This is a genomic window from Clavibacter sp. VKM Ac-2873, from assembly GCF_015351075.1.
In the GTDB taxonomy this organism is placed as follows: Bacteria; Actinomycetota; Actinomycetes; order Actinomycetales; family Microbacteriaceae; genus Clavibacter.
The window spans coordinates 464,450-484,115 of the sequence record NZ_JADKRS010000002.1 but is presented as its reverse complement, the minus strand read 5'-3'; the positions used below and the strand labels follow the sequence as shown (position 1 = coordinate 484,115).

Genomic DNA, 19,666 nt, shown 5'->3' with positions numbered 1-19,666 from the left:
CGGATCCTGCGCTAGCGGACGCACGACGGGCCGGGCGGTCGCCCGTCCGGCCCGTGCGGATCGCATGCCGTGGTCGTGCCGGTGTCGCGCGGTCTAGGCGCGGTGGCGCGGCGCGCTGCGGCGGTCGGCCTGGGCGGCGTCGACGACGGCGACCAGGTCGGCCGTGAGCGGGTGCTGGTCGTCCAGGCCCGTCACGCGGCGCACGAGATCGGCCGCGGTGTCCGTCGCCAGCAGCTCCTGCAGCTCGAGCGCCTGCGGGTCGCCCGCGGGATCGAAGCGGAGCGCCTGCCCCATCGCGCGCACGAGCGCCGCGTGCGGCAGCCCGCGCTCGGCGAGCTGCGACGCGGGGCCGACGAAGCGCTCCTCGCGGGAGAGCTTGCGCAGCGGCTGGCGGCCGACGCGCTCGACGGTGTCGGCGAGCGCCTGGTTGGCGAAGCGCGCGAGGTTCTTCTCGCGGTACGCGGCCTGCTCGGCCTCGTCGAGCCCGTGCTTCGCGACGAGCAGCGCGCTCGTCTCCTCGAGCACCTGGCGGACCTCGTCGGCGACCTCGGGGATCGCCATCGCGTCCGACTGGCTCACGGCGCCGCGCGCGTAGCCGTGGTACGCCACGGTCGCGTGGCCCGTGTTCACCGTGAAGAGCTTGCGCTCGATGTAGGGCGCGAGGTCGTCGACGAACGTGGCACCGGGGATCGCCGGCACGGCGTCGCCGAACGGCCCGCGCTCCACGACCCACTCCGAGAAGTCCTCGACGGTGACGTCGAGGCCCGCGGCGGGATCCTGGTTCGGCACGATGCGGTCGACAGCCGTGTTCGCGAAGACCGCTCGTCCGAGGGCGTCGGTCTCGTCGCCGAGCGCCTTCGCGATCTCGTCGCGGAGGGTGTCGGTCGCGTTGATCGCGTTCTCGCACGCCATGACGGCGACGGGGCCGAGGTCGGCCGAACGCGCGCGGAGGCCGGCGGCGATCGCGGGGGCGACGAAGCGGAGGATGGCCGGGCCCACCGCTGTGGTGACGACGTCGGCCGTCGCGATCTCCGCGATGAGCGCCTCGCCGTCGGTCGCGCTGTCGATCGCGCGGAAGCCCGTCACCGTCCAATCGCGCGCGTGCGGCCCGACCTCGGTGACGCGGTAGGAGTCGGCGGAGTCCAGGTGGCCGATGAGCTCGGCGTTGACGTCGGCGAACACGACCTCGTAGCCGGCCTCGTGCAGGATCAGCCCGACGAAGCCGCGGCCGATGTTGCCGGCGCCGAAGTGGACCGCCTTCACGCCTCGTTCACCTCGGCCAGGAGGGCGTACAGCGCCTCGGCGTCGGGGGCGTCGAGGAGCTTCTGCACCTCGTCGTCGTCGCTGAAGATGATGGCGATCTTGCTGAGGATGTCGAGGTGGCCGTCGTCCTTGCCGGCGATGCCGACGACGAAGCGGACCTCGTTGCCCGCCCAGTCGATGGGGGCGTCGTAGCGCACGAAGGAGAGCGCGGAGTCGAGGATCGTGTCCTTGCCCTCGTTGGTGCCGTGCGGGATCGCGAGCAGGTTGCCCATGTAGGTCGAGACGCTCTTCTCGCGCTCGAGCATGAAGCCCTGGTACTCGGGGGTGACGGCGCCCGCGGCGACGAGGATGCCCGCCGCCTCGGCGATGGCATCCTCCACGCTCGAGGCGGTGCCGCCGACGCGGATCTGGGCGGGTTCGAGGACGTTCGACATGATGCTCCTGACGTGTGTGCGTGGTGCGGGGGCCGGGCGGTGCCGTGCGGCCCGGCCCGGCCCCCGCGGGTGCGGTGGTGCGGGGTCCGCCGCGAGGGCGGACCCTACGTGATCAGCTGTCCGAGCGCTGCTTCTGGACCAGCTCCACGATCTCGTCGTAGCGCGGCGAGTTCATGAAGTTGTCGACGGACACGTGCTCCGAGGACGGGCTCTTCTGGCGGGCGCGGTCGGTGAGCTCGCGCTGCGTGATCACGAGGTCGGCCGTGCCGTCGAGGGCCGCGATCGCCTTGTTGACGACCGTGACGTCGGTGACGCCGGCCTTCTTCATCTTGTTGCGGAGCACCGAGGCGCCCATGGCGGACGAGCCCATGCCGGCGTCGCAGGCGAACACGATGTCCTGGATGCGGGTGGCCGTGGCCGTGCCGCCGTCCGTGCCCGCGCCCGTCGCGCCGTCGGCGAGGCCGCCGACCGTGCCCGCCGTGCCGGTCTCCGCGCCGAGGCCCGAGAGGATCGAGGACTCCTTGCCCTTGTTGGCCTGCGTCGCGGCGACCGCGGCGCCGAAGTCGCCGTCGGACTTCTTGCCGGTGCGGAGGATGACCGCGGCGACGACGAAGGTGACCGCCGCCGAGATGATGACCGAGAGGATCACGCCGGGGAAGCTGTCGCTGGCGGTCTGGCCGAGCACGGCGATGATGCTGCCGGGCGAGGCCGGGGCGCGGAGGCCGGAACCGAAGGCGACGTTGGTCGCGACGCCGGACGCGCCACCCGCGATGACCGCGAGGAACAGGAGCGGCTTGGAGAGCACGTACGGGAAGTAGATCTCGTGGATGCCGCCGACGAACTGGATGAGGATCGCGCCGGGGGCGGTGGAGCGCGCCGCGCCCGCGCCGAAGATGGCGAAGGCGAGGAGGACGCCGAGGCCCGGGCCGGGGTTCGCCTCGAGCAGGAACAGGATGCTCTTGCCCTTCTCCAGCGACTCGGCGGTGCCGAGCGGCGTGAGGATGCCCTGGTTGATGGCGTTGTTGAGGAAGAGGACCTTGGCGGGCTCGATCACGATGCTCGTGAGGGGCAGCAGGCCGTTGTCGACCAGGAAGCCGACGCCGCCGCCGAGGACCGACGTGATCCCCCGGATCACGGGCGTGAGGCCGAAGAAGGCGCCGACCGCGAAGACCGCGCCGAGGATGCCGGCCGAGAAGTTGTTGACGAGCATCTCGAAGCCGGGGCGGATCCGGTCGATCCAGAGCCGCTCGATGACCTTCAGCAGGTACGCCGCGAGCGGGCCCGTGATCATGGCGCCCAGGAACATCGGGCTGCCGCCGTCGTAGTACGGCGTGCCGATGGTGCCGACGATGACGCCCATGGTCGCGATGGTCGCGACCACGCCGCCGCGGGTGTCGTAGACCATGCGGCCGCCGGTGTTCGCGATGAGCAGCGGCAGCATGAAGAACAGGATCGGGCTGATCAGCTGCGCGATGTCGGCGTTGGGCAGGTAGCCGGTCGGGATGAACAGGGCCGTGAGCAGGCCCCAGGCGATGAACGCCGCGATGTTGGGCATGATCATGCCGCTGAGGAACGTGCCGAACTTCTGCACGCCGAGCCGCACGGACTGTCCCGTGCTGCGGGTGGGTGACGTCGTCGTCATGGGGGTGGTGCTCCTGTCGTGGTGATGGCGGGCCTGCTGCGGCCCGCGTGCTGCGGTGGAGGGATGTGCGGTGGTGCGGTGGAGAGGGCCGTGCGGGTGGGTCGGTGGTGCGGGTCAGACGGTGGCGGGCGCCGATGCCGCGGTGACCGCGGCGCGCGCCTCGACGGCGCTGTCGGCGGCGAGGGCGACGGCGGCCAGGGCCTCCGCCTCCTCGCGCGTGTGGATGGCGAGCTCGGCGCGCACGTCGGCGAGGGCCGCGGGCGACATCGAGAGGCTGGTGGCGCCGAGGCCGACGAGCACGACGGCGAGCAGCGGGTCGGCCGCGGCCTCGCCGCAGATGCCCACCGGCTTGCCGAGCGCGCGACCCGCGGTGCCGACCTCCTGCACGAGGCGGAGGACGGCGGGGTGCCACGGGTCCTGGAACGCGGCCACGGATCCCAGGAGCCGGTCGGCCGCGAGCGTGTACTGCGTCAGGTCGTTGGTGCCGATGCTCGCGAAGTCGGCGTTGGCGAGGATCCGGTCCGCGAGGAGCGCGGAGGACGGGACCTCCACCATCACGCCGACCGTCGTCAGGCCGAGCTCGCGGCCGAGGGCCGTGAAGTAGCGCGCCTCCTCGACGGTCGAGACCATGGGCGCCATGACCCACAGGTCGGCGTCGGTCGCGGCGTCGGCCTGCGCGAGCGCGGTGAGCTGGTCGCGGAGGATCTGCTCGTTGGCCCGTAGCGCGCGGAGCCCGCGGAGCCCGAGGGCCGGGTTCTCCTCGTCGGCGTCGTTGAGGAAGCTCAGCGGCTTGTCGGCGCCGGCGTCGAGCGCGCGGACGACGACCTTCTGCCCCGGGAACGCCTCGAGCAGGCGCGTGTAGTGCGCGCGCTGCTCGTCGACCGTCGGCGCGCTGGTGGCGTCGAGGAAGAGGAACTCGGTGCGGAAGAGGCCGACGCCCTCGGCGCCCTTCTGGACGGCGTCTGCCGCGCCGTCGGCGGATCCGAGGTTGGCGAGCAGCGGGATCGCGGTGCCGTCGGCGAGCGCGCCCGGGCCGGTGGGCACGGCGACGCGCGCCTTCCGGGCGGCGATGGCGTCGCGCGCGGCGGACTCCTCCTCGGGCGTGGGCGCGACGGTGACGGCACCCGTGAGCGCGTCGACCACGACGGTCTCGCCGTCGGCGAGGTCCTTCGCGGCCGCGACGCCGACGACCGCGACGATCGCCTTCTCGCGGGCGAGGATCGCGGTGTGCGAGGTCGGGCCACCGTCGGTCGTGATGAGGGCGAGCACCTTGTCGAGGTCGAGGAGCGCGGTGTCGGCGGGGGCGAGGTCGCGGGCGACGAGCACGAAGGCGTGGTCGGGATCCGGCACGCCGGGGGCGGCGACGCCCTGCAGGTGCGCGACGACGCGCTGCGAGACGTCGTCGAGGTCGGTGGCGCGCTCGCCCATGTAGCCGCCCATGCTGAGGAGCAGGTCGCGGAACCCGGCGAACGCCTCGTGCACGGCGCGCTCGGCGGTGCGGCCCGACGCGAGGCGGGCGGTGATGTCCTCGACGAGCGTCGGGTCCTCGGCCATGAACGCCTGCGCCTCGAGGACGTCCTTGGCGGCGCCGCCGGCCTTCTCCCCGCGGATGCGGATGTCGGCCGCGGTCGCGGCGAGGGACGCGCTCACGCGGATCCGCTCCTCGTCGGCGGTGAGCGCGCTCGCGGTGTCGGCGGGCTCGGGGAGCGGGTCGGGCATCCGGATGACGGGGCCGACGGCGGATCCCCGGCCGATGCCGATGCCGTTCAGGGTGCGGGAGCTCATGCGGCGTCCAGGTCGGACTCGAGGAGCGTGGCGAGGTCGGTGACGACCTGCTCGGCGTTCTCGCCCTCGGCGGAGACGACGACCTCGTCGCCCGTGTCGACGCCCAGCGAGATCACGCCGAGGATGCTCGCGGCGTTGACGCTGCGGTCGCCCTTGGCGAGCTGCACGGGGATCCCGGCCTTCGCGGCGGCCTGCGTGAACAGCGAGGCGGGGCGGGCGTGCAGCCCGTGCGACGAGGCGATGGTGACGGTGCGTTCTGCCATGGTGGCTCCTTCGGTCGGCCCCGTCGTCGGGGCCCTGGTGGGCGGGCGTCGTGCGGTGGTGCGGGTCGTGCGGTGTCGGCGGCGGGCTCCGGGTTCAGGCGACGGGCGGGGATCCCCCGACGGGACGGCCGTGCAGCCCCGGGGAGAGACGGAGCGCGCGGGCGCCCTGGCGCATGGCGGCGATGGCCCGGTCGAGCGCGGCGCGCGCGCCCTCGGGCTGCGCCGCGTCGGCGTCGAGGAGCACGGCGGTCGCACCCTCGTCCTCGGCCGCGGCGCGCACGGCGTCGAGCCGGTCGGCGAGGTGGGCGCCGAGGAGGACGACGTCCATGCCGGCGGCGTCGAGGCGCACCTGGGCGAGGGATCCGGCGACCGCCTCGATCTCGAGCCCGTCGGCCTCGGCGAGCGCACGGAGGCGCTGGGCGAGGAAGGTGCTGGATGCGCCGGAGCCGCAGACGACGAGGATCCTCCCGGTCATGCTGTGCCTCCTCGCGTCGTCGCTGGTCGTCCCATGGTGCTCCGCGGGGGGCCGCGCGTGCCAGCAGATCCGCTTCCGCGGGGTAGGAAGAGGTGGCCGGCGGGCGCCCCGGCGGGCATGGCGCGCGGGCGCGGATGGTTGACTCGTCTCCGAGAGCGGCAGGCTCCGTCCGCCGCCCGGGGACGCGATCCGTCGCGCAGGGAGACGACGATGCTGAGCGAGAACCAGGAGAGGCTGCTGGACTACCTGTCCACGGCCGACCGCTGGGTCGAGGCCGGCGAGCTCGCGGACCGCCTCGGCGTCACGACGCGCAGCGTCCGCAACTACGTCACCGCCGTGCGGGAGCGCTCGAGCGTGGCCATCGCCTCCTCCCCCGACGGGTACAGGATCGACGCGGGCAGCTACGCCCGCCACCTCGGGACGCGCACGGGCGGCGATCCGCAGGGCACGCCGCGCGACCGCCTGCATGCCCTCGTCCGCCGGCTGGGCGACGCGCCCGACGGCCTCGACGTCTTCGCGCTCGCCGGCGAGCTGCACGTGAGCGAGTCCACGATCGAGGCGGACCTGCGCAAGGTGCGCGCCCTCGTCGAGGACGCCGGGCTCGCCCTCCGCCGCACCGGATCCACCGTCGTGCTCGAGGGCTCGGAGCGCGACTTCCGCCGGCTGCTGTCGCGCATGTTCCGCGACGAGAGCGCGCAGGGCTTCCTGCCGCTCGAGACGGTGCAGCGGGAGTTCGCGTCCGACTCGCTCCGCGCGTTCAAGACGGACCTGATCCGCGAGCTGACCGCGGGCGGCTTCTTCGTCAACGAGTACGGGGTCGACAACGTGCTCCTGCACGTGGCGATCGCGGTCGACCGGCTGGCCCGGGCGCCACGACGCACGGACGAGGACGGGGATCCCGCCGCGGGCGCCGGGCTCGACGACGCGCCCGCATCCGGGGGGCCGACCGCCGCCGACGGCGACGCGTCGTCGCCCGTGCCCTCCGCCGACCCCACCGCCCTCGCGATCCGCGACGTGCTCGGAGGCCTCCTGCGGGCGCACTTCGACGTGCCGGTGCCCGCCGGCGACGTCGCCTACCTCGCGCTCCTCGTCCGCACGCGCGTCGTCACGCCCGGCAACGAGCAGTCGCTCGCGACCGTGATGCGCGAGCACGTCGTCGAGAGCGACCTCGACGTGGTGCGCGCCATCGTCCGCCGCGTGAAGCAGGAGTACCTGGTCGACCTCGAGGACGAGGACTTCACGGTGCGCTTCTCGCTGCACCTCGGCAACCTCGTCGCCCGCGCCGCCGACCGCTCGTTCTCCCGCAACCCGCTCGCCCGCTCCATCAAGACCTCCTATCCGATGACGTACGAGATCGCCGTGTTCATCGCGAGCGAGGTGCAGCGGCGGCGCGGGATCGCGATCAACGACGACGAGATCGCGTACATCGCGCTGCACGTGGGATCGCACCGGGAGCGCGTCGCGCGGCGCGACGACCGGGTCGCGTGCGCGCTGGTGTGCCCCAACTACTACGACCTGCACCAGATCATGCGCCAGCGCATCGAGCAGGCGCTGGGCGCCGACATCAGCGTGGACGCCGTGGTCACCCGCACCGACGTCGACGCGGACGCCCTCGGGGTCCAGCTCGTGATCGACGCCACCGGCACGCGTCCGCCCGGCGATGACGTCGTCGTCGTCCAGCCACTGCCGACGCCCGACGACATCGAGGCGATCCGCCGGGCCGTCGCCCGCGTCCGCCGCCACGCGCGCCGCAGCTCCATGAAGCACGACCTGCTGCGCTTCCTCGACGAGTCGCTGTTCTTCCGCGACCTGCACGCGCCCGACGAGGAGGCGATGATCCGGCTCCTCGGCCAGCGCATGGTCGAGCAGGGCATCATCGAGCCCGAGTACATCGAGGGCGCGATCGAGCGCGAGCGCCTGTCGTCGACGGCGTTCACCGACACGCTCGCCGTGCCGCACTCCCTCGACATGACCGCCCATCGCACCGCCATCGCCATCGTGGTCAACGACGAGGCGATGCAGTGGGGCGGCAACCGCGTGCACGTGGTCGCGCTCGTGGCGTTCAGCGCGAGCGGCCGCACGAGCTTCCAGCACGTCTTCGACCAGTTCGTCGAGGTCTTCTCCGACCACCGCGACGTGCAGGCGATCATGCGGGCGTCCGGCTCGCACGGCTCCTTCATCGAGGAGCTCGTGCACGTCATGGACACCTGACCGGCCGGCGCGTGCGCCGCCGGTGGTCCGCCGATCAGCGCGTCAGGGCGCGACGGGCGTGACGCCGAGCGGCACGAGGCGCGACGCCCCGCCGTCGGCGAGCGTGAGCACCCAGATGCCGCCCGCGTGCACCGCGACGGAGTGCTCCCAGTGCGAGGCCATGCTGCCGTCCACCGTGGCGACCGTCCAGTCGTCGTCGAGCACGCGCGTCTCCGCGTCGCCGTCGGTGATCATCGGCTCGATCGCGACGACCAACCCGGGCTTCACGGCGGGCCCGCGGCCGCGCACGCGGTAGTTGAACACCGGCGGATCCTCGTGCATGCTCCGGCCGATGCCGTGCCCCGTGTAGTCCATGACGATGCCGAAGGAGCCGGCCGCCTCCACGCTCTCCTCGACGGCCTCGCCCACCTCGTTGAGGTGCGACGCGGTCGCGAGCCGGGCGATGCCCGCCCAGAGCGAGTCCTCGGTCACGCGCGACAGGCGCTCGCGGGCCTCGACGATGTCGGGGCGCGCGGGATCCGGCACGACGACGGTCATCGCCGAGTCGCCGTTCCAGCCGTCGATCTCGGCGCCGCTGTCCACCGAGACGATGTCGCCCGGCTGCAGCACGCGGTCGCCGGGGATGCCGTGCACGACCTCGTCGTTCACGGAGACGCAGACGGTGTGGCGGTAGCCCGGCACGAGCTGGAAGTTGGAGTGGCCGCCGAGCGCGCGGATGGCGGCGTCGGCTGCGGCGTCGAGCTCGCCGGTGGTCACACCCGGGGCGATGAGCCCGCGGACGGCGTCGAGCGACGCGGCGGTCGCGAGGCCGGGCGCGACCATGCGGCGGATCTCGTCCGGGGTCTTGTAGATCCCCGGCGTGCGGCGGAGCGCGCCCACGGCGCTACGCGCGGCCGGCGTCGGAGGAGGGACGGACGCCGCGACCCGCGAGGGCCGTGCGGATGCGCTCGGCGACCTCGTCGACCTCGCCCAGCCCGTCGACCTCGACGAGGAGCCCGCGCTCGCGGTACACGTCGATGAGGGGGCTGGTCTCGCGGACGTAGACCTCCTGGCGGTGCCGGATCTCCTCCTCGCCGTCGTCGGCGCGCCCCTGCTCGGCGGCGCGACGGGTCAGGCGGGCGATGACCTCCTCCTCGTCGGCGACGAGCTGGATCACGGCGTCGAGCTCCTGGCCCCACCCCTGCAGCAGCTCCTCGAGGTACGCGACCTGGTCGAGCGTGCGCGGGTAGCCGTCGAGCAGGAAGCCCGCCTGCGCGTCCTCCTCCTGGAGGCGCGCGGTGACGAGGCTGTTGGTGAGCTCGTCGGGGACGTAGTTGCCCGCGTCCACGAGCGCCTGCACCTGCTGGCCGAGCTCCGTGCGGTCCTTGATGTTCTGGCGGAAGATGTCGCCGGTGGACACGTCGGGGATGCCGTGTTCGGAGGCGATGCGCTTCGCCTGCGTGCCCTTGCCCGCGCCGGGCGGGCCCACGATCAGGAGCCGGGTCACTTGAGCAGCCCCTCGTAGTGCCGCTGCTGCAGCTGCGAGTCGATCTGCTTCACCGTCTCGAGGCCGACGCCGACCACGATCAGGATGCTCGCGCCGCCGAACGGGAAGTTCTGGTTCGCGCCGACGATCGACAGGGCGATGAGCGGCAGGAGCGCGATGAGCCCGAGGTACAGCGAGCCCGGCAGCGTGATGCGGGTGAGCACGTAGTCGAGGTACTCGGCCGTCGGGCGTCCCGCGCGGATGCCGGGGATGAAGCCGCCGTACTTCTTCATGTTGTCGGCGACCTCCTCCGGGTTGAAGGTGATGGCGACGTAGAAGTACGTGAAGCCGACGATGAGCAGGAAGTACATCGCCATGTAGAGCGGGTGGTCGCCCGTCGTGAGGTTGTCGGTGATCCACTGCACCCACGGCGCCGGCGCCTGGCCGACGGCGGGCTGGTTGAACTGCGCGACCAGCGCGGGCAGGTACAGCAGCGACGACGCGAAGATGACGGGCACGACGCCGGCCATGTTCACCTTGATGGGGATGTAGGTGTTGTTGCCGCCGTAGGTGCGGCGACCGACCATGCGCTTGGCGTACTGCACGGGGATGCGACGCTGCGACTGCTCGACGTAGACGACGGCGGCCACGACGAGGAGGCCGACGGCGATGACCAGGAGGAAGACCTCCCAGCCGCGGCTCTGCTGGATCGCGATGAGCGAGGTCGGGAACGCGGCGGCGACCGACGTGAAGATGAGGAGCGACATGCCGTTGCCGATGCCGCGCTCGGTGATGAGCTCGCCCATCCACATGATGAGGCCGGTGCCGGCGGTCATGGTGATGACCATGAGCATGATCGCGTACCAGGCGTCGTTCGTGACGAGCTGCGTGCAGGCGCTGACGTTGGTCTGGCCGAAGAGCGCCCCGCTGCGCGCGACCGTGATGAGCGTCGTGGACTGGAGCACCGCGAGGGCGATCGTGAGGTAGCGCGTGTACTGCGTGAGCTTGGCCTGGCCGGACTGGCCCTCCTTGTAGAGGGTGTCGAAGTGCGGGATGACCACGCGGAGCAGCTGGACGATGATCGACGCCGTGATGTACGGCATGATGCCCAGCGCGAAGATGGAGAGCTTCAGCAGCGCGCCGCCGCTGAAGAGGTTGACGAGCTCGTAGAGGCCCGAGGTGCCCTGGTTGGCCGCGAGGCACGACTGCACGTTGGCGAAGTCGACGAACGGCGCCGGGATGAACGATCCGAGGCGGAAGAGGGCGATGATGCCCAGCGTGAACCCGATCTTGCGACGCAGATCGGGGGTGCGGAAGATCCTGACGACGGCGCTCAACACGGAGGGTGTCCTGCTTTCTGTGGGAGGTCCGCCGGGAGGCGGGGGTCGGGCCGACCCGATGCGGCCCCAGGTGCCGGTAGGGGCGGTCGGTTGCCCGACCGCCCCTGCCGTTGCGTCCTGAAGTGCTACTTGACGGAGCCGCCTGCTGCGACGATCTTCTCCGCTGCGGAGCCGGAGACCTTGTCGACCGCAACCGTCAGCTTAACCGAGATGTCGCCGTCCCCGAGGACCTTGACCTTCTCGTTCTTGCGCACGGCACCCTTGGCGACCAGGTCGCTCGTGGTGACGTCGCCGCCGTCGGGGTAGAGCACGGCGAGCTTCTCCAGGTTCACGACCTGGTACTCGACGCGGAACGGGTTCTTGAACCCGCGGAGCTTCGGGGTGCGCATGTGCAGCGGCATCTGCCCACCCTCGAAGCCGACGCGGACCGTGTAGCGGGCCTTCGTGCCCTTGGTGCCACGACCCGCGGTCTTGCCCTTCGAGCCCTCACCGCGGCCGACACGCTGGCGTGCCTTCTTGGCCCCGGCGGCGGGACGGAGGTGGTGGACCTTGAGGACCTGCTCGCGCTTGACCGTCTCCGTCGAGCCGACCGTGGTCGTCTCGGCGGAAGCGGCCGCAGCGGCGGCGGGCGCCTTCGCGGTCTTCTTGGGTGCGGCCTTGGACGCCTTCACGGGCGTCTCGGCCGACTCGTTCTTCTCAGCCATCAGTCGATCTCCTCCACCTTCACCAGGTGCGCGACGGTGTTGACGTAGCCGCGGTTCTGGGCGTTGTCCTCTCGGACCACCACGGCACCGATGCGACGGAGCCCGAGGCTCCGCAGGGTGTCGCGCTGGTTCTGCTTCTCGCTGATCTTGGACTTGATCTGCGTCACTCGGAGCTGAGCCATCAGACACCTGCCTTCGCGTCGGCCTCGGCACGCTGGGCGCGGAGGATGCGGGCCGGGACGACCTGCTCCAGCTCGAGCCCTCGACGGGCTGCGACGGCGCGCGGCTCCTCGAGCTGCTTGAGCGCCTCGACCGTGGCGTGCACGATGTTGATCGTGTTCGACGAGCCGAGCGACTTGCTCAGGACGTCGTGGATGCCGGCGCACTCGAGCACCGCGCGGACGGGGCCACCGGCGATGACGCCGGTACCCGCGGACGCGGGGCGCAGCAGCACGACTCCGGCGGACGCCTCACCCTGCACGGCGTGCGGGATGGTCAGGCCGATGCGGGGGACGCGGAAGAAGTTCTTCTTCGCCTCCTCGACGCCCTTGGAGATGGCGGTCGGGACCTCGCGGGCCTTGCCGTATCCGACGCCCACCAGTCCGTTGCCGTCTCCGACGATCACGAGCGCCGTGAAGCTGAAGCGACGACCGCCCTTGACGACCTTGGACACGCGGTTGATGGTGACGACGCGCTCCAGGAACTGGCTCTTGTCGGCATCACGGCCACCGCGGCTGTCGCGGCCGCCCTGGTTCCGGTCGCGTCCGCCACGACGGCCCTCGCGGCCCTCGTTCTGCGCGGGTGCGGTGGACGCCGCGGTCTCGACGGGCGTCTCCGCCACTGCCACGACCTCGGGCTCCTTGTTGTTGTTCTCGGCTGCGCTCACAGGCTCAGACCACCCTCTCGAGCTCCTTCGGCGATGGCCGCGACGCGTCCTGCGTAGCGGTTGCCACCACGATCGAATACGACGCTCTCCACGCCGGCCGCCTTGGCGCGCTCGGCGACGAGCTCGCCGACCTTGCGCGACTTGGCGGTCTTGTCGCCGTCGAACGTGCGCATGTCGGCCTCGAGGGTCGACGCGGACGCGACGGTGTGACCACGGCTGTCATCGACGACCTGCACGAAGACGTGACGGGCCGAACGGGTGACGACCAGGCGCGGACGCAGCTCGGTGCCCTCGACCTTCTTGCGCAGGCGTGCGTGCCTGCGGCCGCGGGCGGCGGACTTGCTTTTTCCTCTAACTCCGAGAGCCATGATCACTTACCACTCTTTCCGGCCTTGCGGCGAACGTTCTCGCCGGCGTAGCGGACGCCCTTGCCCTTGTAGGGCTCGGGCTTGCGAATCTTGCGGATGTTGGCGGCCGTCTCGCCGACGAGCTGCTTGTCGATGCCGACGACGGTCATCTTGTTGACGCCCTCGACGGTGAAGCTGATGCCCGCGGGCGCCTCGACGTACACCGGGTGGGAGAAGCCGAGCGCGAACTCGACGCCCTTGTCCTTGAGCGCGACGCGGTAACCCGTGCCGACGATCTCGAGGCCCTTGGTGTAGCCGGTGGTGACGCCGACGATGTTGTTCGCGATGAGGCTGCGCGTGAGGCCGTGGAGCGAGCGCGACTCGCGCTCGTCGTCGGGACGGGTGACGAGCACCTGTCCGTCCTGGACCTCGGCGCGGATGGGCTGCGCGATGGTGAGGCTGAGCTCGCCCTTCGGGCCCTTCACCGTGACGAGCTGGCCGTCCACGGCGACGTCGACCCCTGCGGGGACGTCGATGGGGAGTCTTCCGATACGTGACATGGCGTTACCACACGTAGGCGAGGACTTCCCCACCCACGCCCTTCTTCGCAGCCTGGCGGTCCGTGAGGAGCCCCGAGGAGGTGGACAGGATGGCGACCCCGAGGCCGCCGAGGACCTGGGGGATCTCCGCGGACTTCGCGTACACGCGCAGTCCGGGCTTCGACACGCGCTTGATGCCCCGGATGGAGCGCTCGCGGTCGGGACCGAACTTGAGGCTGAGCGTCAGCGTCTGGCCGACGCGGGCGTCCGCGACGTCCCATCCGGCGATGAAGCCCTCGGACTTGAGGATGTCGGCGATGTGCGACTTGAGCTTGGAGTGCGGCATGGAGACCGTGTCGTGGTGCGCGGAGTTCGCGTTCCGGAGTCGGGTCAGCATGTCAGCGACCGGGTCGGTCATTGTCATATCTGGTGGTGCCTCTCTCGCCTGGTTTCGTTCATCCGGACACGGATGACGACCTGTGGTGGTGGCGGCGCCGGGCGGAGGTGCCCGGCGCCGATCGTGCGGCTATGCGGTCGTGCTGGTCGTGCGGGTGGAGCTGGTGCTGCGCCTGGCGCAGCTGGTTACGGCGTGTTCTCGGGCGTCTGGAACGGGAAGCCGAGCGCCTTGAGCAGCGCGCGTCCCTCGTCGTCCGTCCGAGCGGTCGTGACGACCGTGATGTCCATGCCGCGGACCCGGTCGATGCGGTCCTGGTCGATCTCGTGGAACATGGACTGCTCGTTGAGACCGAACGTGTAGTTGCCGTTGCCGTCGAACTGCTTCGGGCTGAGCCCGCGGAAGTCGCGGATGCGGGGCAGGGCGAGGGACAGCAGGCGGTCGAGGAACTCCCACATGCGGTCGCCGCGCAGCGTCACGTGGGTGCCGATGGCCTGGCCCTCACGCAGCTTGAACTGGGCGATCGACTTGCGGGCCTTCGTGACCTGCGGCTTCTGGCCCGTGATCTTGGTGAGGTCGGCGACCGCGCCGTCGATGATCTTGCCGTCGCGAGCCGCGTCGCCGACGCCCATGTTCACGACGATCTTCGTGAGCCCGGGCACCTGGTGCACGTTCGTGAAGCCGAGATCAGCGGTCAGCTGGCTGACGATCTCGGTGCGGTACTTCTGCTTCAGGCGCGGGAGCTGCGTGCTCTCGGCCGTGCCAGCGGTTGCGGTGTCGGTCATTGCTAGAGGTCCTTACCTGACTTCTTGGCGTAGCGGACGCGGACGGTCTTGGAGACGCCGTCCTTCTCGACCTGCTCGGTCCGGAAGCCGACTCGCGTGGGCTTCTTGGACTCGGGGTCGACGAGCGCGACGTTGGAGATGTGGATGGGCGCCTCGACGGTCTCGATGCCGCCGGTCTTGGAGCCACGCTGCGTCTGGCCGACGCGGACGTGCTTCGTGATGAAGTTCACGCCCTCGACGACGACGCGGTTGCGCTCGACCAGGACGGACAGGACGCGGCCCTGCTTGCCCCGGTCGCCGCCCTTGGCCTGCGTGCGACCCGTGATGACCTGCACGAGGTCACCCTTCTTGATGTTCGCCATGACTAAATGACCTCCGGTGCCAGCGAGATGATCTTCATGAACTTCTTGTCCCGGAGCTCGCGGCCCACCGGTCCGAAGATGCGGGTGCCGCGGGGCTCCCCGTTGCTGTTCAGGATGACGGCGGCGTTCTCGTCGAACTTGATGTACGAGCCGTCGGGACGGCGCGTCTCCTTCTTGGTGCGGACGATGACCGCCTTGACGACCTCGCCCTTCTTGACGTTTCCGCCGGGGATCGCGTCCTTGACGGTCGCGACGATGACGTCGCCCAGACCGGCGTAGCGGCGACCCGAGCCACCGAGCACGCGGATGGTCAAGATCTCCTTGGCACCCGTGTTGTCCGCGATCTTGAGGCGGGATTCCTGCTGAATCACTGTTGCTCCTTATCCAAGCAGCCGGGGCTACTTGGCCTTCTCGAGGATCTCGACCAGGCGCCAGCGCTTGGAGGCGCTGAGGGGACGGGTCTCGTTGATCAGGACCAGGTCGCCGATGCCGGCGGTGTTCGCCTCGTCGTGCGCCTTGACCTTGGAGGTGCGGCGGATGACCTTGCCGTACAGCGGGTGCTTCACGCGGTCCTCGACCTCGACGACGATGGTCTTGTCCATCTTGTCGCTGGTGACGTAGCCACGGCGGGACTTGCGGTAGCCGCGGTCGGCCGTCGCGGTGTCAGCCGTGTTCTTCTCTTCGGCGTTCGCCATGATCAAGCCTCCTCAGCCTTCTCGGTGACGGCGGCGTCGTCGGCCTTCGCGGCCTTCTTCGTCGCCTTCTTCTTCTCGGGCTTCTCGGGGACCTCGACGGGGGCGGGCGTGGCACGGATGCCCAGCTCGCGCTCGCGGATGACCGTGTAGATCCGAGCGATGTCGCGCTTGACCGCGCGGAGGCGGCCGTGGCTGTCGAGCTGACCGGTGGCCGACTGGAAGCGCAGGTTGAACAGCTCCTCCTTGGCCTTCTTCAGCTCTTCGACGAGTCGCTCGTCCTCGAAAGTGTCCAGCTCGACGGGGGCGAGCTCCTTGGAACCGATCGCCATTATGCGTCGCCTTCCTCGCGCTTGATGATGCGTGCCTTGAGGGGCAGCTTGTGGATGGCCCGGGTGAGCGCCTCGCGCGCCGTGGCCTCGTCGACGCCGGAGAGCTCGAAGAGCACGCGACCCGGCTTGACGTTGGCGACCCACCACTCGACCGAGCCCTTGCCGGAACCCATGCGGGTCTCGGCGGGCTTCTTGGTGAGCGGGCGGTCCGGGAAGATGTTGATGTACACGTTCCCGCCGCGCTTCACGTGACGCGTCATGGCGATTCGAGCGGACTCGATCTGGCGGTTGGTGACGTACGCGGGCGTGAGCGCCTGGATGCCGTACTCGCCGAACGAGACGACGGTGCCGCCGGTCGCGTGGCCGGTACGACCCGGGTGGTGCTGCTTGCGGTGCTTGACCTTGCGGGGGATCAACATGGTTACGCCTCAACTCCTGCTGCGGCGACCGGCGCTGCCTCGGCGGCCGGCGCGGTGCGCGGCGCGTTGGTGCGGCGATCTCCGGTTCGACCGTCGGAACGGTCGTTACGACGCTCCGGGCGCGACGACTTCTGGTTCGCCTGCTCCCGAGCGAGATCCTTGTTCGTGATGTCGCCCTTGTAGACCCAGACCTTCACGCCGATGCGGCCGAAGGACGTGCGGGCCTCGTAGAAGCCGTAGTCGATGTTCGCGCGGAGGGTGTGCAGCGGCACGCGGCCCTCGCGGTAGAACTCCGAACGGCTCATCTCGGCGCCGCCGAGACGGCCGGACACCTGGATGCGGACGCCCTTGGCGCCGGCGCGCTGGGCGCCCTGCAGGCCCTTGCGCATCGCACGGCGGAACGCCACGCGACCCGCGAGCTGCTCGGCGATGCCCTGGGCGACCAGCTGGGCCTCGGCCTCGGGGTTCTTCACCTCGAGGATGTTCAGCTGGATCTGCTTGCCCGTGAGCTTCTCGAGGTCGGCGCGGATGCGCTCGGCCTCGACGCCGCGGCGGCCGATGACGATGCCGGGACGCGCCGTGTAGATGTCCACGCGGACACGGTCACGGGTGCGCTCGATCTCGATGCGCGCCACACCGGCGCGGTCGAGGCTCGTCTTGAGCATGGTGCGGATGCGCACGTCCTCGGCGACGTAGTCGCTGTAACGCTGCCCCTTCTTCGTGCTGTCCGAGAACCAACGCGACACGTGGTCGGTCGTGATCCCGAGACGGAACCCGTACGGGTTGACCTTCTGTCCCATTACTTGCTCGCCTTCTTCGTGGTCGTCGCCACGTCCGCCTCATCCGGCGTCGCGAGGACGACCGTGATGTGGCTGGTGCGCTTGTTGATACGGAATGCGCGACCCTGTGCACGGGGCTGGAACCGCTTGAGGGTGGTGCCCTCGTCCACGAACGCCTTGGCGATGTAGAGGTCCTGCTCCGCGAGGAAGCTGTTGGACGCGTCGGCCTTGACCCGCGCGTTCGCCATGGCCGAGGCCACCAGCTTGTAGATCGGCTCGCTCGCGCCCTGCGGCGCGAACTTCAGGATGGCCAGGGCCTCCTCGGCCTGCTTGCCACGGATCATGTCCACGACGCGACGGGCCTTCTGGGGGGTGACGCGGATGTGACGCACGCGTGCGATCGACTCCACCATTTCTCTCCTCCTTCTCGTCGCCGCGTTAGCGGCGACGACCCTTCTTGTCGTCCTTCACGTGGCCGCGGAAGGTGCGCGTGAGCGCGAACTCGCCGAGCTTGTGACCGACCATGGACTCCGTGACGAACACGGGGACGTGCTTGCGCCCGTCGTGCACCGCGATGGTGTGACCCAGCATCGCCGGGATGATCATCGAGCGGCGCGACCAGGTCTTGATCACGTTCTTGCTGCTGGCCTCGTTCGCCGAGATCACCTTGCGGAGCAGGTGGTCGTCGACGAAGGGGCCCTTCTTCAGACTGCGTGGCATCTTCTACAACTCCTACTTGCGCTTCTTGCCGGCGTTGCGGCGGCGAACGATGAGCTTGTCGCTGGGCTTGTTGATGTGGCGCGTGCGGCCTTCCTTCTGGCCCCACGGGCTGACCGGGTGGCGACCACCGGAGGTCTTGCCCTCACCACCACCGTGCGGGTGGTCGACCGGGTTCATCGCGACACCGCGGACGGTCGGGCGGACGCCCTTCCAGCGCATGCGGCCGGCCTTGCCCCAGTTGATGTTCGACTGCTCGGCGTTGCCGACCTCGCCGATGGTCGCGCGGCAGCGCGCATCGACGTTGCGGATCTCGCCGGAGGGCAGGCGCAGCTGGGCGTAGGGGCCGTCCTTCGCCACGAGGCGCACGGATGCGCCGGCGGAGCGGCCCATCTTCGCGCCGCCGCCGGGGCGGAGCTCGATGGCGTGGATGACGGTACCGGTGGGGATGTTGCGCAGCGGCAGGTTGTTGCCCGGCTTGATGTCGGCCTGGGGGCCCGACTCGATCTTGTCGCCCTGCTTCAGCTTGTTCGGCGCGATGATGTAGCGCTTCGAGCCGTCGATGAAGTGCAGGAGCGCGATGCGCGCCGTGCGGTTGGGGTCGTACTCGATGTGCGCGACGGTGGCGAGCACGCCGTCCTTGTCGTTGCGCTTGAAGTCGATGACCCGGTACTGGCGCTTGGCGCCACCACCGATGTGACGGGTGGTGATGCGTCCCTGGTTGTTCCGACCACCGGTCTTGGGCAGCGGACGCAGGAGCGACTTCTCGGGCGTCGATCGCGTGATCTCCGCGAAGTCGGCGACGGACGAACCGCGACGACCCGGGGTCGTGGGCTTGTACTTGCGAATGGCCATTGGTGTTTTCCTAGTCCCGGTCTCAGCCGACAGTCGTGAAGATGTCGATGGAGCCCGACTTGAGGGAGACGATGGCGCGCTTGGTGTCCTTGCGCTTGCCCATCCCGAACTTGGTCCGGCGGGTCTTGCCCTGCTTGTTGAGCGTGTTGACCGACGCGACCTGCACGCCGAAGATCTTCTCGATCGCGAGCTTGATCTCGGTCTTGTTCGAGCGGGGGTCCACGATGAACGTGTACTTGCCCTGGTCGATCAGGCCGTAGCTCTTCTCGGAGACGACCGGCGCGATGATGATGTCGCGGGGATCCTTCTGGGTGGCGCTCATGCGGCAACCTCTTCCTTGGCCGTCTTCGACTCGACGAACGCGTCGTACGCGCCCTTCGTGAAGACGATGTCGTCGCTCACGAGCACGTCGTACGCGTTGAGCTGGTCGTAGGACAGCACGTGGACCGTCGGGATGTTGCGCACGCTGCGGAGGCTGACCTCGTCGGTGCGCTCCAGGACGATGAGGACGTGCTTGCTCGTGGCGATGCCCTCGAGCAGCGCGACCACGGTCTTCGTCGAGGGGACGTCTCCGGCGGAGAGGCTCTCGATGACGTGGAGGCGGGCACCGCGCGCGCGGTCGGAGAGGGCGCCGAGCAGAGCCGCGGCGATCATCTTCTTGGGGGTGCGCTGCGAGTAGTTGCGGGGCGTGGGTCCGTGGACGATGCCACCGCCGGTCATCTGGGGGGCGCGGATCGAGCCCTGACGGGCGCGACCGGTTCCCTTCTGCTTGAACGGCTTGCGACCGGCGCCGGAGACCTCGCCGCGACCCTTGGTCTTGTGCGTTCCCTGGCGCGCCGCGGCGAGCTGGGCGACGACGACCTGGTGGATGAGCGGGACGTTGGTCTGCACGTCGAACAGCGACGCGGGCAGGTCGACGGAGCCGGTGACTGCACCGGTCGCGTCGAGGACGTCGAGCTGGGTGTCGGTAGCCATGA

At 70.3% G+C, this 19,666-nt stretch carries 28 protein-coding genes; 1 reads left to right on the top strand and 27 read right to left on the bottom strand.

What is annotated here, in order from left to right:
* Window positions 1-93 precede the first annotated feature (93 nt).
* The 6 genes from ITJ44_RS09655 to ITJ44_RS09630 form a co-directional block, all read right to left on the bottom strand.
* Window positions 94-1,263 (bottom strand): mannitol-1-phosphate 5-dehydrogenase, encoded by a 1,170-nt coding sequence (locus ITJ44_RS09655; protein WP_194634936.1) that lies wholly within the window; start codon window positions 1,261-1,263, stop codon window positions 94-96.
* A complete protein-coding gene (locus ITJ44_RS09650) occupies window positions 1,260-1,697 on the bottom strand; it encodes a PTS sugar transporter subunit IIA (RefSeq protein ID WP_194634933.1) in 438 nt (145 codons plus the stop codon). The genes ITJ44_RS09655 and ITJ44_RS09650 overlap by 4 nt, the downstream gene beginning before the upstream one ends.
* A 112-nt stretch (window positions 1,698-1,809) precedes the next feature.
* Window positions 1,810-3,339, bottom strand: coding sequence for a PTS mannitol transporter subunit IICB (locus tag ITJ44_RS09645; protein ID WP_194634931.1), 1,530 nt, complete (start codon window positions 3,337-3,339; stop codon window positions 1,810-1,812).
* Window positions 3,340-3,453: 114 nt separating this feature from the next.
* The gene (ptsP, locus tag ITJ44_RS09640) at window positions 3,454-5,124 is read right to left on the bottom strand and encodes a phosphoenolpyruvate--protein phosphotransferase (RefSeq protein WP_194634929.1); all 1,671 of its coding nucleotides are present in this window, start codon (window positions 5,122-5,124) and stop codon (window positions 3,454-3,456) included.
* The gene (locus tag ITJ44_RS09635) at window positions 5,121-5,387 is read right to left on the bottom strand and encodes an HPr family phosphocarrier protein (protein WP_012039282.1); all 267 of its coding nucleotides are present in this window, start codon (window positions 5,385-5,387) and stop codon (window positions 5,121-5,123) included. Before ITJ44_RS09635 ends, ptsP begins: the two co-directional genes overlap by 4 nt.
* A gap of 94 nt (window positions 5,388-5,481) precedes the next feature.
* Window positions 5,482-5,862, bottom strand: a complete 381-nt coding sequence (locus ITJ44_RS09630) for a PTS sugar transporter subunit IIB (protein ID WP_194634927.1) — start codon at window positions 5,860-5,862, stop codon at window positions 5,482-5,484.
* Window positions 5,863-6,072: 210 nt separating this feature from the next.
* Between ITJ44_RS09630 and ITJ44_RS09625 the strand changes: the two genes are divergently transcribed.
* Window positions 6,073-8,073: a transcription antiterminator gene (locus ITJ44_RS09625; protein ID WP_194634925.1), complete on the top strand. Its 2,001-nt coding sequence runs from the start codon at window positions 6,073-6,075 to the stop codon at window positions 8,071-8,073.
* A gap of 42 nt (window positions 8,074-8,115) precedes the next feature.
* Here the strand turns inward: ITJ44_RS09625 and map are convergent, their stop codons facing one another.
* From map to rplD, 21 genes are all read right to left on the bottom strand, one after another.
* On the bottom strand, window positions 8,116-8,952 hold the full coding sequence (gene map, locus ITJ44_RS09620; RefSeq protein WP_194634923.1) for a type I methionyl aminopeptidase: 837 nt from the start codon (window positions 8,950-8,952) through the stop codon (window positions 8,116-8,118).
* 4 nt (window positions 8,953-8,956) lie between these two features.
* Window positions 8,957-9,559, bottom strand: coding sequence for an adenylate kinase (locus ITJ44_RS09615; RefSeq protein ID WP_194634921.1), 603 nt, complete (start codon window positions 9,557-9,559; stop codon window positions 8,957-8,959).
* Window positions 9,556-10,878 carry a preprotein translocase subunit SecY gene (gene secY, locus ITJ44_RS09610; RefSeq protein ID WP_194634919.1) on the bottom strand — a complete coding sequence of 441 codons (1,323 nt, stop codon included), beginning with the start codon at window positions 10,876-10,878 and terminating at the stop codon, window positions 9,556-9,558. The genes ITJ44_RS09615 and secY overlap by 4 nt, the downstream gene beginning before the upstream one ends.
* A gap of 125 nt (window positions 10,879-11,003) precedes the next feature.
* Window positions 11,004-11,582 carry a 50S ribosomal protein L15 gene (rplO, locus tag ITJ44_RS09605; RefSeq protein WP_194634916.1) on the bottom strand — a complete coding sequence of 193 codons (579 nt, stop codon included), beginning with the start codon at window positions 11,580-11,582 and terminating at the stop codon, window positions 11,004-11,006.
* Window positions 11,582-11,764: a 50S ribosomal protein L30 gene (rpmD, locus tag ITJ44_RS09600; RefSeq protein ID WP_012039289.1), complete on the bottom strand. Its 183-nt coding sequence runs from the start codon at window positions 11,762-11,764 to the stop codon at window positions 11,582-11,584. Before rpmD ends, rplO begins: the two co-directional genes overlap by 1 nt.
* Window positions 11,764-12,429: a 30S ribosomal protein S5 gene (gene rpsE / locus ITJ44_RS09595; protein ID WP_012039290.1), complete on the bottom strand. Its 666-nt coding sequence runs from the start codon at window positions 12,427-12,429 to the stop codon at window positions 11,764-11,766. The genes rpmD and rpsE overlap by 1 nt, the downstream gene beginning before the upstream one ends.
* Window positions 12,430-12,464: 35 nt before the next feature.
* Window positions 12,465-12,836 carry a 50S ribosomal protein L18 gene (gene rplR, locus ITJ44_RS09590; protein WP_012039291.1) on the bottom strand — a complete coding sequence of 124 codons (372 nt, stop codon included), beginning with the start codon at window positions 12,834-12,836 and terminating at the stop codon, window positions 12,465-12,467.
* A gap of 2 nt (window positions 12,837-12,838) precedes the next feature.
* Window positions 12,839-13,375 (bottom strand): 50S ribosomal protein L6, encoded by a 537-nt coding sequence (gene rplF / locus ITJ44_RS09585; RefSeq protein ID WP_194634914.1) that lies wholly within the window; start codon window positions 13,373-13,375, stop codon window positions 12,839-12,841.
* 4 nt (window positions 13,376-13,379) lie between these two features.
* Complete coding sequence (gene rpsH, locus ITJ44_RS09580) at window positions 13,380-13,778, bottom strand: 30S ribosomal protein S8 (RefSeq protein ID WP_012039293.1); 399 nt, start codon at window positions 13,776-13,778, stop codon at window positions 13,380-13,382.
* Window positions 13,779-13,936: 158 nt separating this feature from the next.
* On the bottom strand, window positions 13,937-14,533 hold the full coding sequence (gene rplE, locus ITJ44_RS09575) for a 50S ribosomal protein L5 (RefSeq protein ID WP_194634912.1): 597 nt from the start codon (window positions 14,531-14,533) through the stop codon (window positions 13,937-13,939).
* Between the two features lie 2 nt (window positions 14,534-14,535).
* Window positions 14,536-14,895 carry a 50S ribosomal protein L24 gene (rplX, locus tag ITJ44_RS09570; protein ID WP_086507724.1) on the bottom strand — a complete coding sequence of 120 codons (360 nt, stop codon included), beginning with the start codon at window positions 14,893-14,895 and terminating at the stop codon, window positions 14,536-14,538.
* A gap of 2 nt (window positions 14,896-14,897) precedes the next feature.
* Window positions 14,898-15,266, bottom strand: coding sequence for a 50S ribosomal protein L14 (rplN, locus tag ITJ44_RS09565; RefSeq protein WP_012039296.1), 369 nt, complete (start codon window positions 15,264-15,266; stop codon window positions 14,898-14,900).
* Window positions 15,267-15,293: 27 nt separating this feature from the next.
* Window positions 15,294-15,590, bottom strand: coding sequence for a 30S ribosomal protein S17 (gene rpsQ, locus ITJ44_RS09560; RefSeq protein WP_012039297.1), 297 nt, complete (start codon window positions 15,588-15,590; stop codon window positions 15,294-15,296).
* A gap of 2 nt (window positions 15,591-15,592) precedes the next feature.
* Window positions 15,593-15,919 carry a 50S ribosomal protein L29 gene (gene rpmC, locus ITJ44_RS09555; protein ID WP_012039298.1) on the bottom strand — a complete coding sequence of 109 codons (327 nt, stop codon included), beginning with the start codon at window positions 15,917-15,919 and terminating at the stop codon, window positions 15,593-15,595.
* Window positions 15,919-16,338 (bottom strand): 50S ribosomal protein L16, encoded by a 420-nt coding sequence (gene rplP / locus ITJ44_RS09550; RefSeq protein WP_012039299.1) that lies wholly within the window; start codon window positions 16,336-16,338, stop codon window positions 15,919-15,921. Before rplP ends, rpmC begins: the two co-directional genes overlap by 1 nt.
* Window positions 16,339-16,340: 2 nt before the next feature.
* A complete protein-coding gene (rpsC, locus tag ITJ44_RS09545) occupies window positions 16,341-17,138 on the bottom strand; it encodes a 30S ribosomal protein S3 (RefSeq protein ID WP_012039300.1) in 798 nt (265 codons plus the stop codon).
* The gene (gene rplV, locus ITJ44_RS09540) at window positions 17,138-17,530 is read right to left on the bottom strand and encodes a 50S ribosomal protein L22 (protein ID WP_012039301.1); all 393 of its coding nucleotides are present in this window, start codon (window positions 17,528-17,530) and stop codon (window positions 17,138-17,140) included. The genes rpsC and rplV overlap by 1 nt, the downstream gene beginning before the upstream one ends.
* 25 nt (window positions 17,531-17,555) lie before the next feature.
* A complete protein-coding gene (gene rpsS / locus ITJ44_RS09535; RefSeq protein WP_012039302.1) occupies window positions 17,556-17,837 on the bottom strand; it encodes a 30S ribosomal protein S19 in 282 nt (93 codons plus the stop codon).
* A gap of 12 nt (window positions 17,838-17,849) precedes the next feature.
* Window positions 17,850-18,689: a 50S ribosomal protein L2 gene (gene rplB, locus ITJ44_RS09530; RefSeq protein WP_194634910.1), complete on the bottom strand. Its 840-nt coding sequence runs from the start codon at window positions 18,687-18,689 to the stop codon at window positions 17,850-17,852.
* A 22-nt stretch (window positions 18,690-18,711) separates the two neighbouring features.
* A complete protein-coding gene (rplW, locus tag ITJ44_RS09525) occupies window positions 18,712-19,011 on the bottom strand; it encodes a 50S ribosomal protein L23 (protein WP_012039304.1) in 300 nt (99 codons plus the stop codon).
* Window positions 19,008-19,664 carry a 50S ribosomal protein L4 gene (gene rplD, locus ITJ44_RS09520; RefSeq protein WP_015491190.1) on the bottom strand — a complete coding sequence of 219 codons (657 nt, stop codon included), beginning with the start codon at window positions 19,662-19,664 and terminating at the stop codon, window positions 19,008-19,010. Before rplD ends, rplW begins: the two co-directional genes overlap by 4 nt.
* Window positions 19,665-19,666: the final 2 nt, after the last annotated feature.

Bases quoted from the DNA above. Each gene is read 5' to 3' on its own strand.
- ITJ44_RS09630 (WP_194634927.1), bottom strand. From the start codon at position 5,862: ATGACCGGGAGGATCCTCGTCGTCTGCGGCTCCGGCGCATCCAGCACC.
- rpmC (WP_012039298.1), bottom strand. From the start codon at position 15,919: ATGGCGATCGGTTCCAAGGAGCTCGCCCCCGTCGAGCTGGACACTTTC.
- rpsQ (WP_012039297.1), bottom strand. From the start codon at position 15,590: ATGGCGAACGCCGAAGAGAAGAACACGGCTGACACCGCGACGGCCGAC.
- ITJ44_RS09635 (WP_012039282.1), bottom strand. From the start codon at position 5,387: ATGGCAGAACGCACCGTCACCATCGCCTCGTCGCACGGGCTGCACGCC.
- ITJ44_RS09625 (WP_194634925.1), top strand. From the start codon at position 6,073: ATGCTGAGCGAGAACCAGGAGAGGCTGCTGGACTACCTGTCCACGGCC.
- rplP (WP_012039299.1), bottom strand. From the start codon at position 16,338: ATGTTGATCCCCCGCAAGGTCAAGCACCGCAAGCAGCACCACCCGGGT.
- rplR (WP_012039291.1), bottom strand. From the start codon at position 12,836: ATGGCTCTCGGAGTTAGAGGAAAAAGCAAGTCCGCCGCCCGCGGCCGC.
- ITJ44_RS09645 (WP_194634931.1), bottom strand. From the start codon at position 3,339: ATGACGACGACGTCACCCACCCGCAGCACGGGACAGTCCGTGCGGCTC.
- ITJ44_RS09650 (WP_194634933.1), bottom strand. From the start codon at position 1,697: ATGTCGAACGTCCTCGAACCCGCCCAGATCCGCGTCGGCGGCACCGCC.
- rplV (WP_012039301.1), bottom strand. From the start codon at position 17,530: ATGGTGGAGTCGATCGCACGCGTGCGTCACATCCGCGTCACCCCCCAG.
- rpsC (WP_012039300.1), bottom strand. From the start codon at position 17,138: ATGGGACAGAAGGTCAACCCGTACGGGTTCCGTCTCGGGATCACGACC.
- ptsP (WP_194634929.1), bottom strand. From the start codon at position 5,124: ATGAGCTCCCGCACCCTGAACGGCATCGGCATCGGCCGGGGATCCGCC.
- rplD (WP_015491190.1), bottom strand. From the start codon at position 19,664: ATGGCTACCGACACCCAGCTCGACGTCCTCGACGCGACCGGTGCAGTC.
- rplF (WP_194634914.1), bottom strand. From the start codon at position 13,375: ATGTCACGTATCGGAAGACTCCCCATCGACGTCCCCGCAGGGGTCGAC.
- rpmD (WP_012039289.1), bottom strand. From the start codon at position 11,764: ATGGCTCAGCTCCGAGTGACGCAGATCAAGTCCAAGATCAGCGAGAAG.
- rplO (WP_194634916.1), bottom strand. From the start codon at position 11,582: ATGGCTGAGAAGAACGAGTCGGCCGAGACGCCCGTGAAGGCGTCCAAG.
- rplW (WP_012039304.1), bottom strand. From the start codon at position 19,011: ATGAGCGCCACCCAGAAGGATCCCCGCGACATCATCATCGCGCCGGTC.
- rpsH (WP_012039293.1), bottom strand. From the start codon at position 13,778: ATGACAATGACCGACCCGGTCGCTGACATGCTGACCCGACTCCGGAAC.
- rpsS (WP_012039302.1), bottom strand. From the start codon at position 17,837: ATGCCACGCAGTCTGAAGAAGGGCCCCTTCGTCGACGACCACCTGCTC.
- rplE (WP_194634912.1), bottom strand. From the start codon at position 14,533: ATGACCGACACCGCAACCGCTGGCACGGCCGAGAGCACGCAGCTCCCG.
- rplB (WP_194634910.1), bottom strand. From the start codon at position 18,689: ATGGCCATTCGCAAGTACAAGCCCACGACCCCGGGTCGTCGCGGTTCG.
- rplX (WP_086507724.1), bottom strand. From the start codon at position 14,895: ATGGCGAACATCAAGAAGGGTGACCTCGTGCAGGTCATCACGGGTCGC.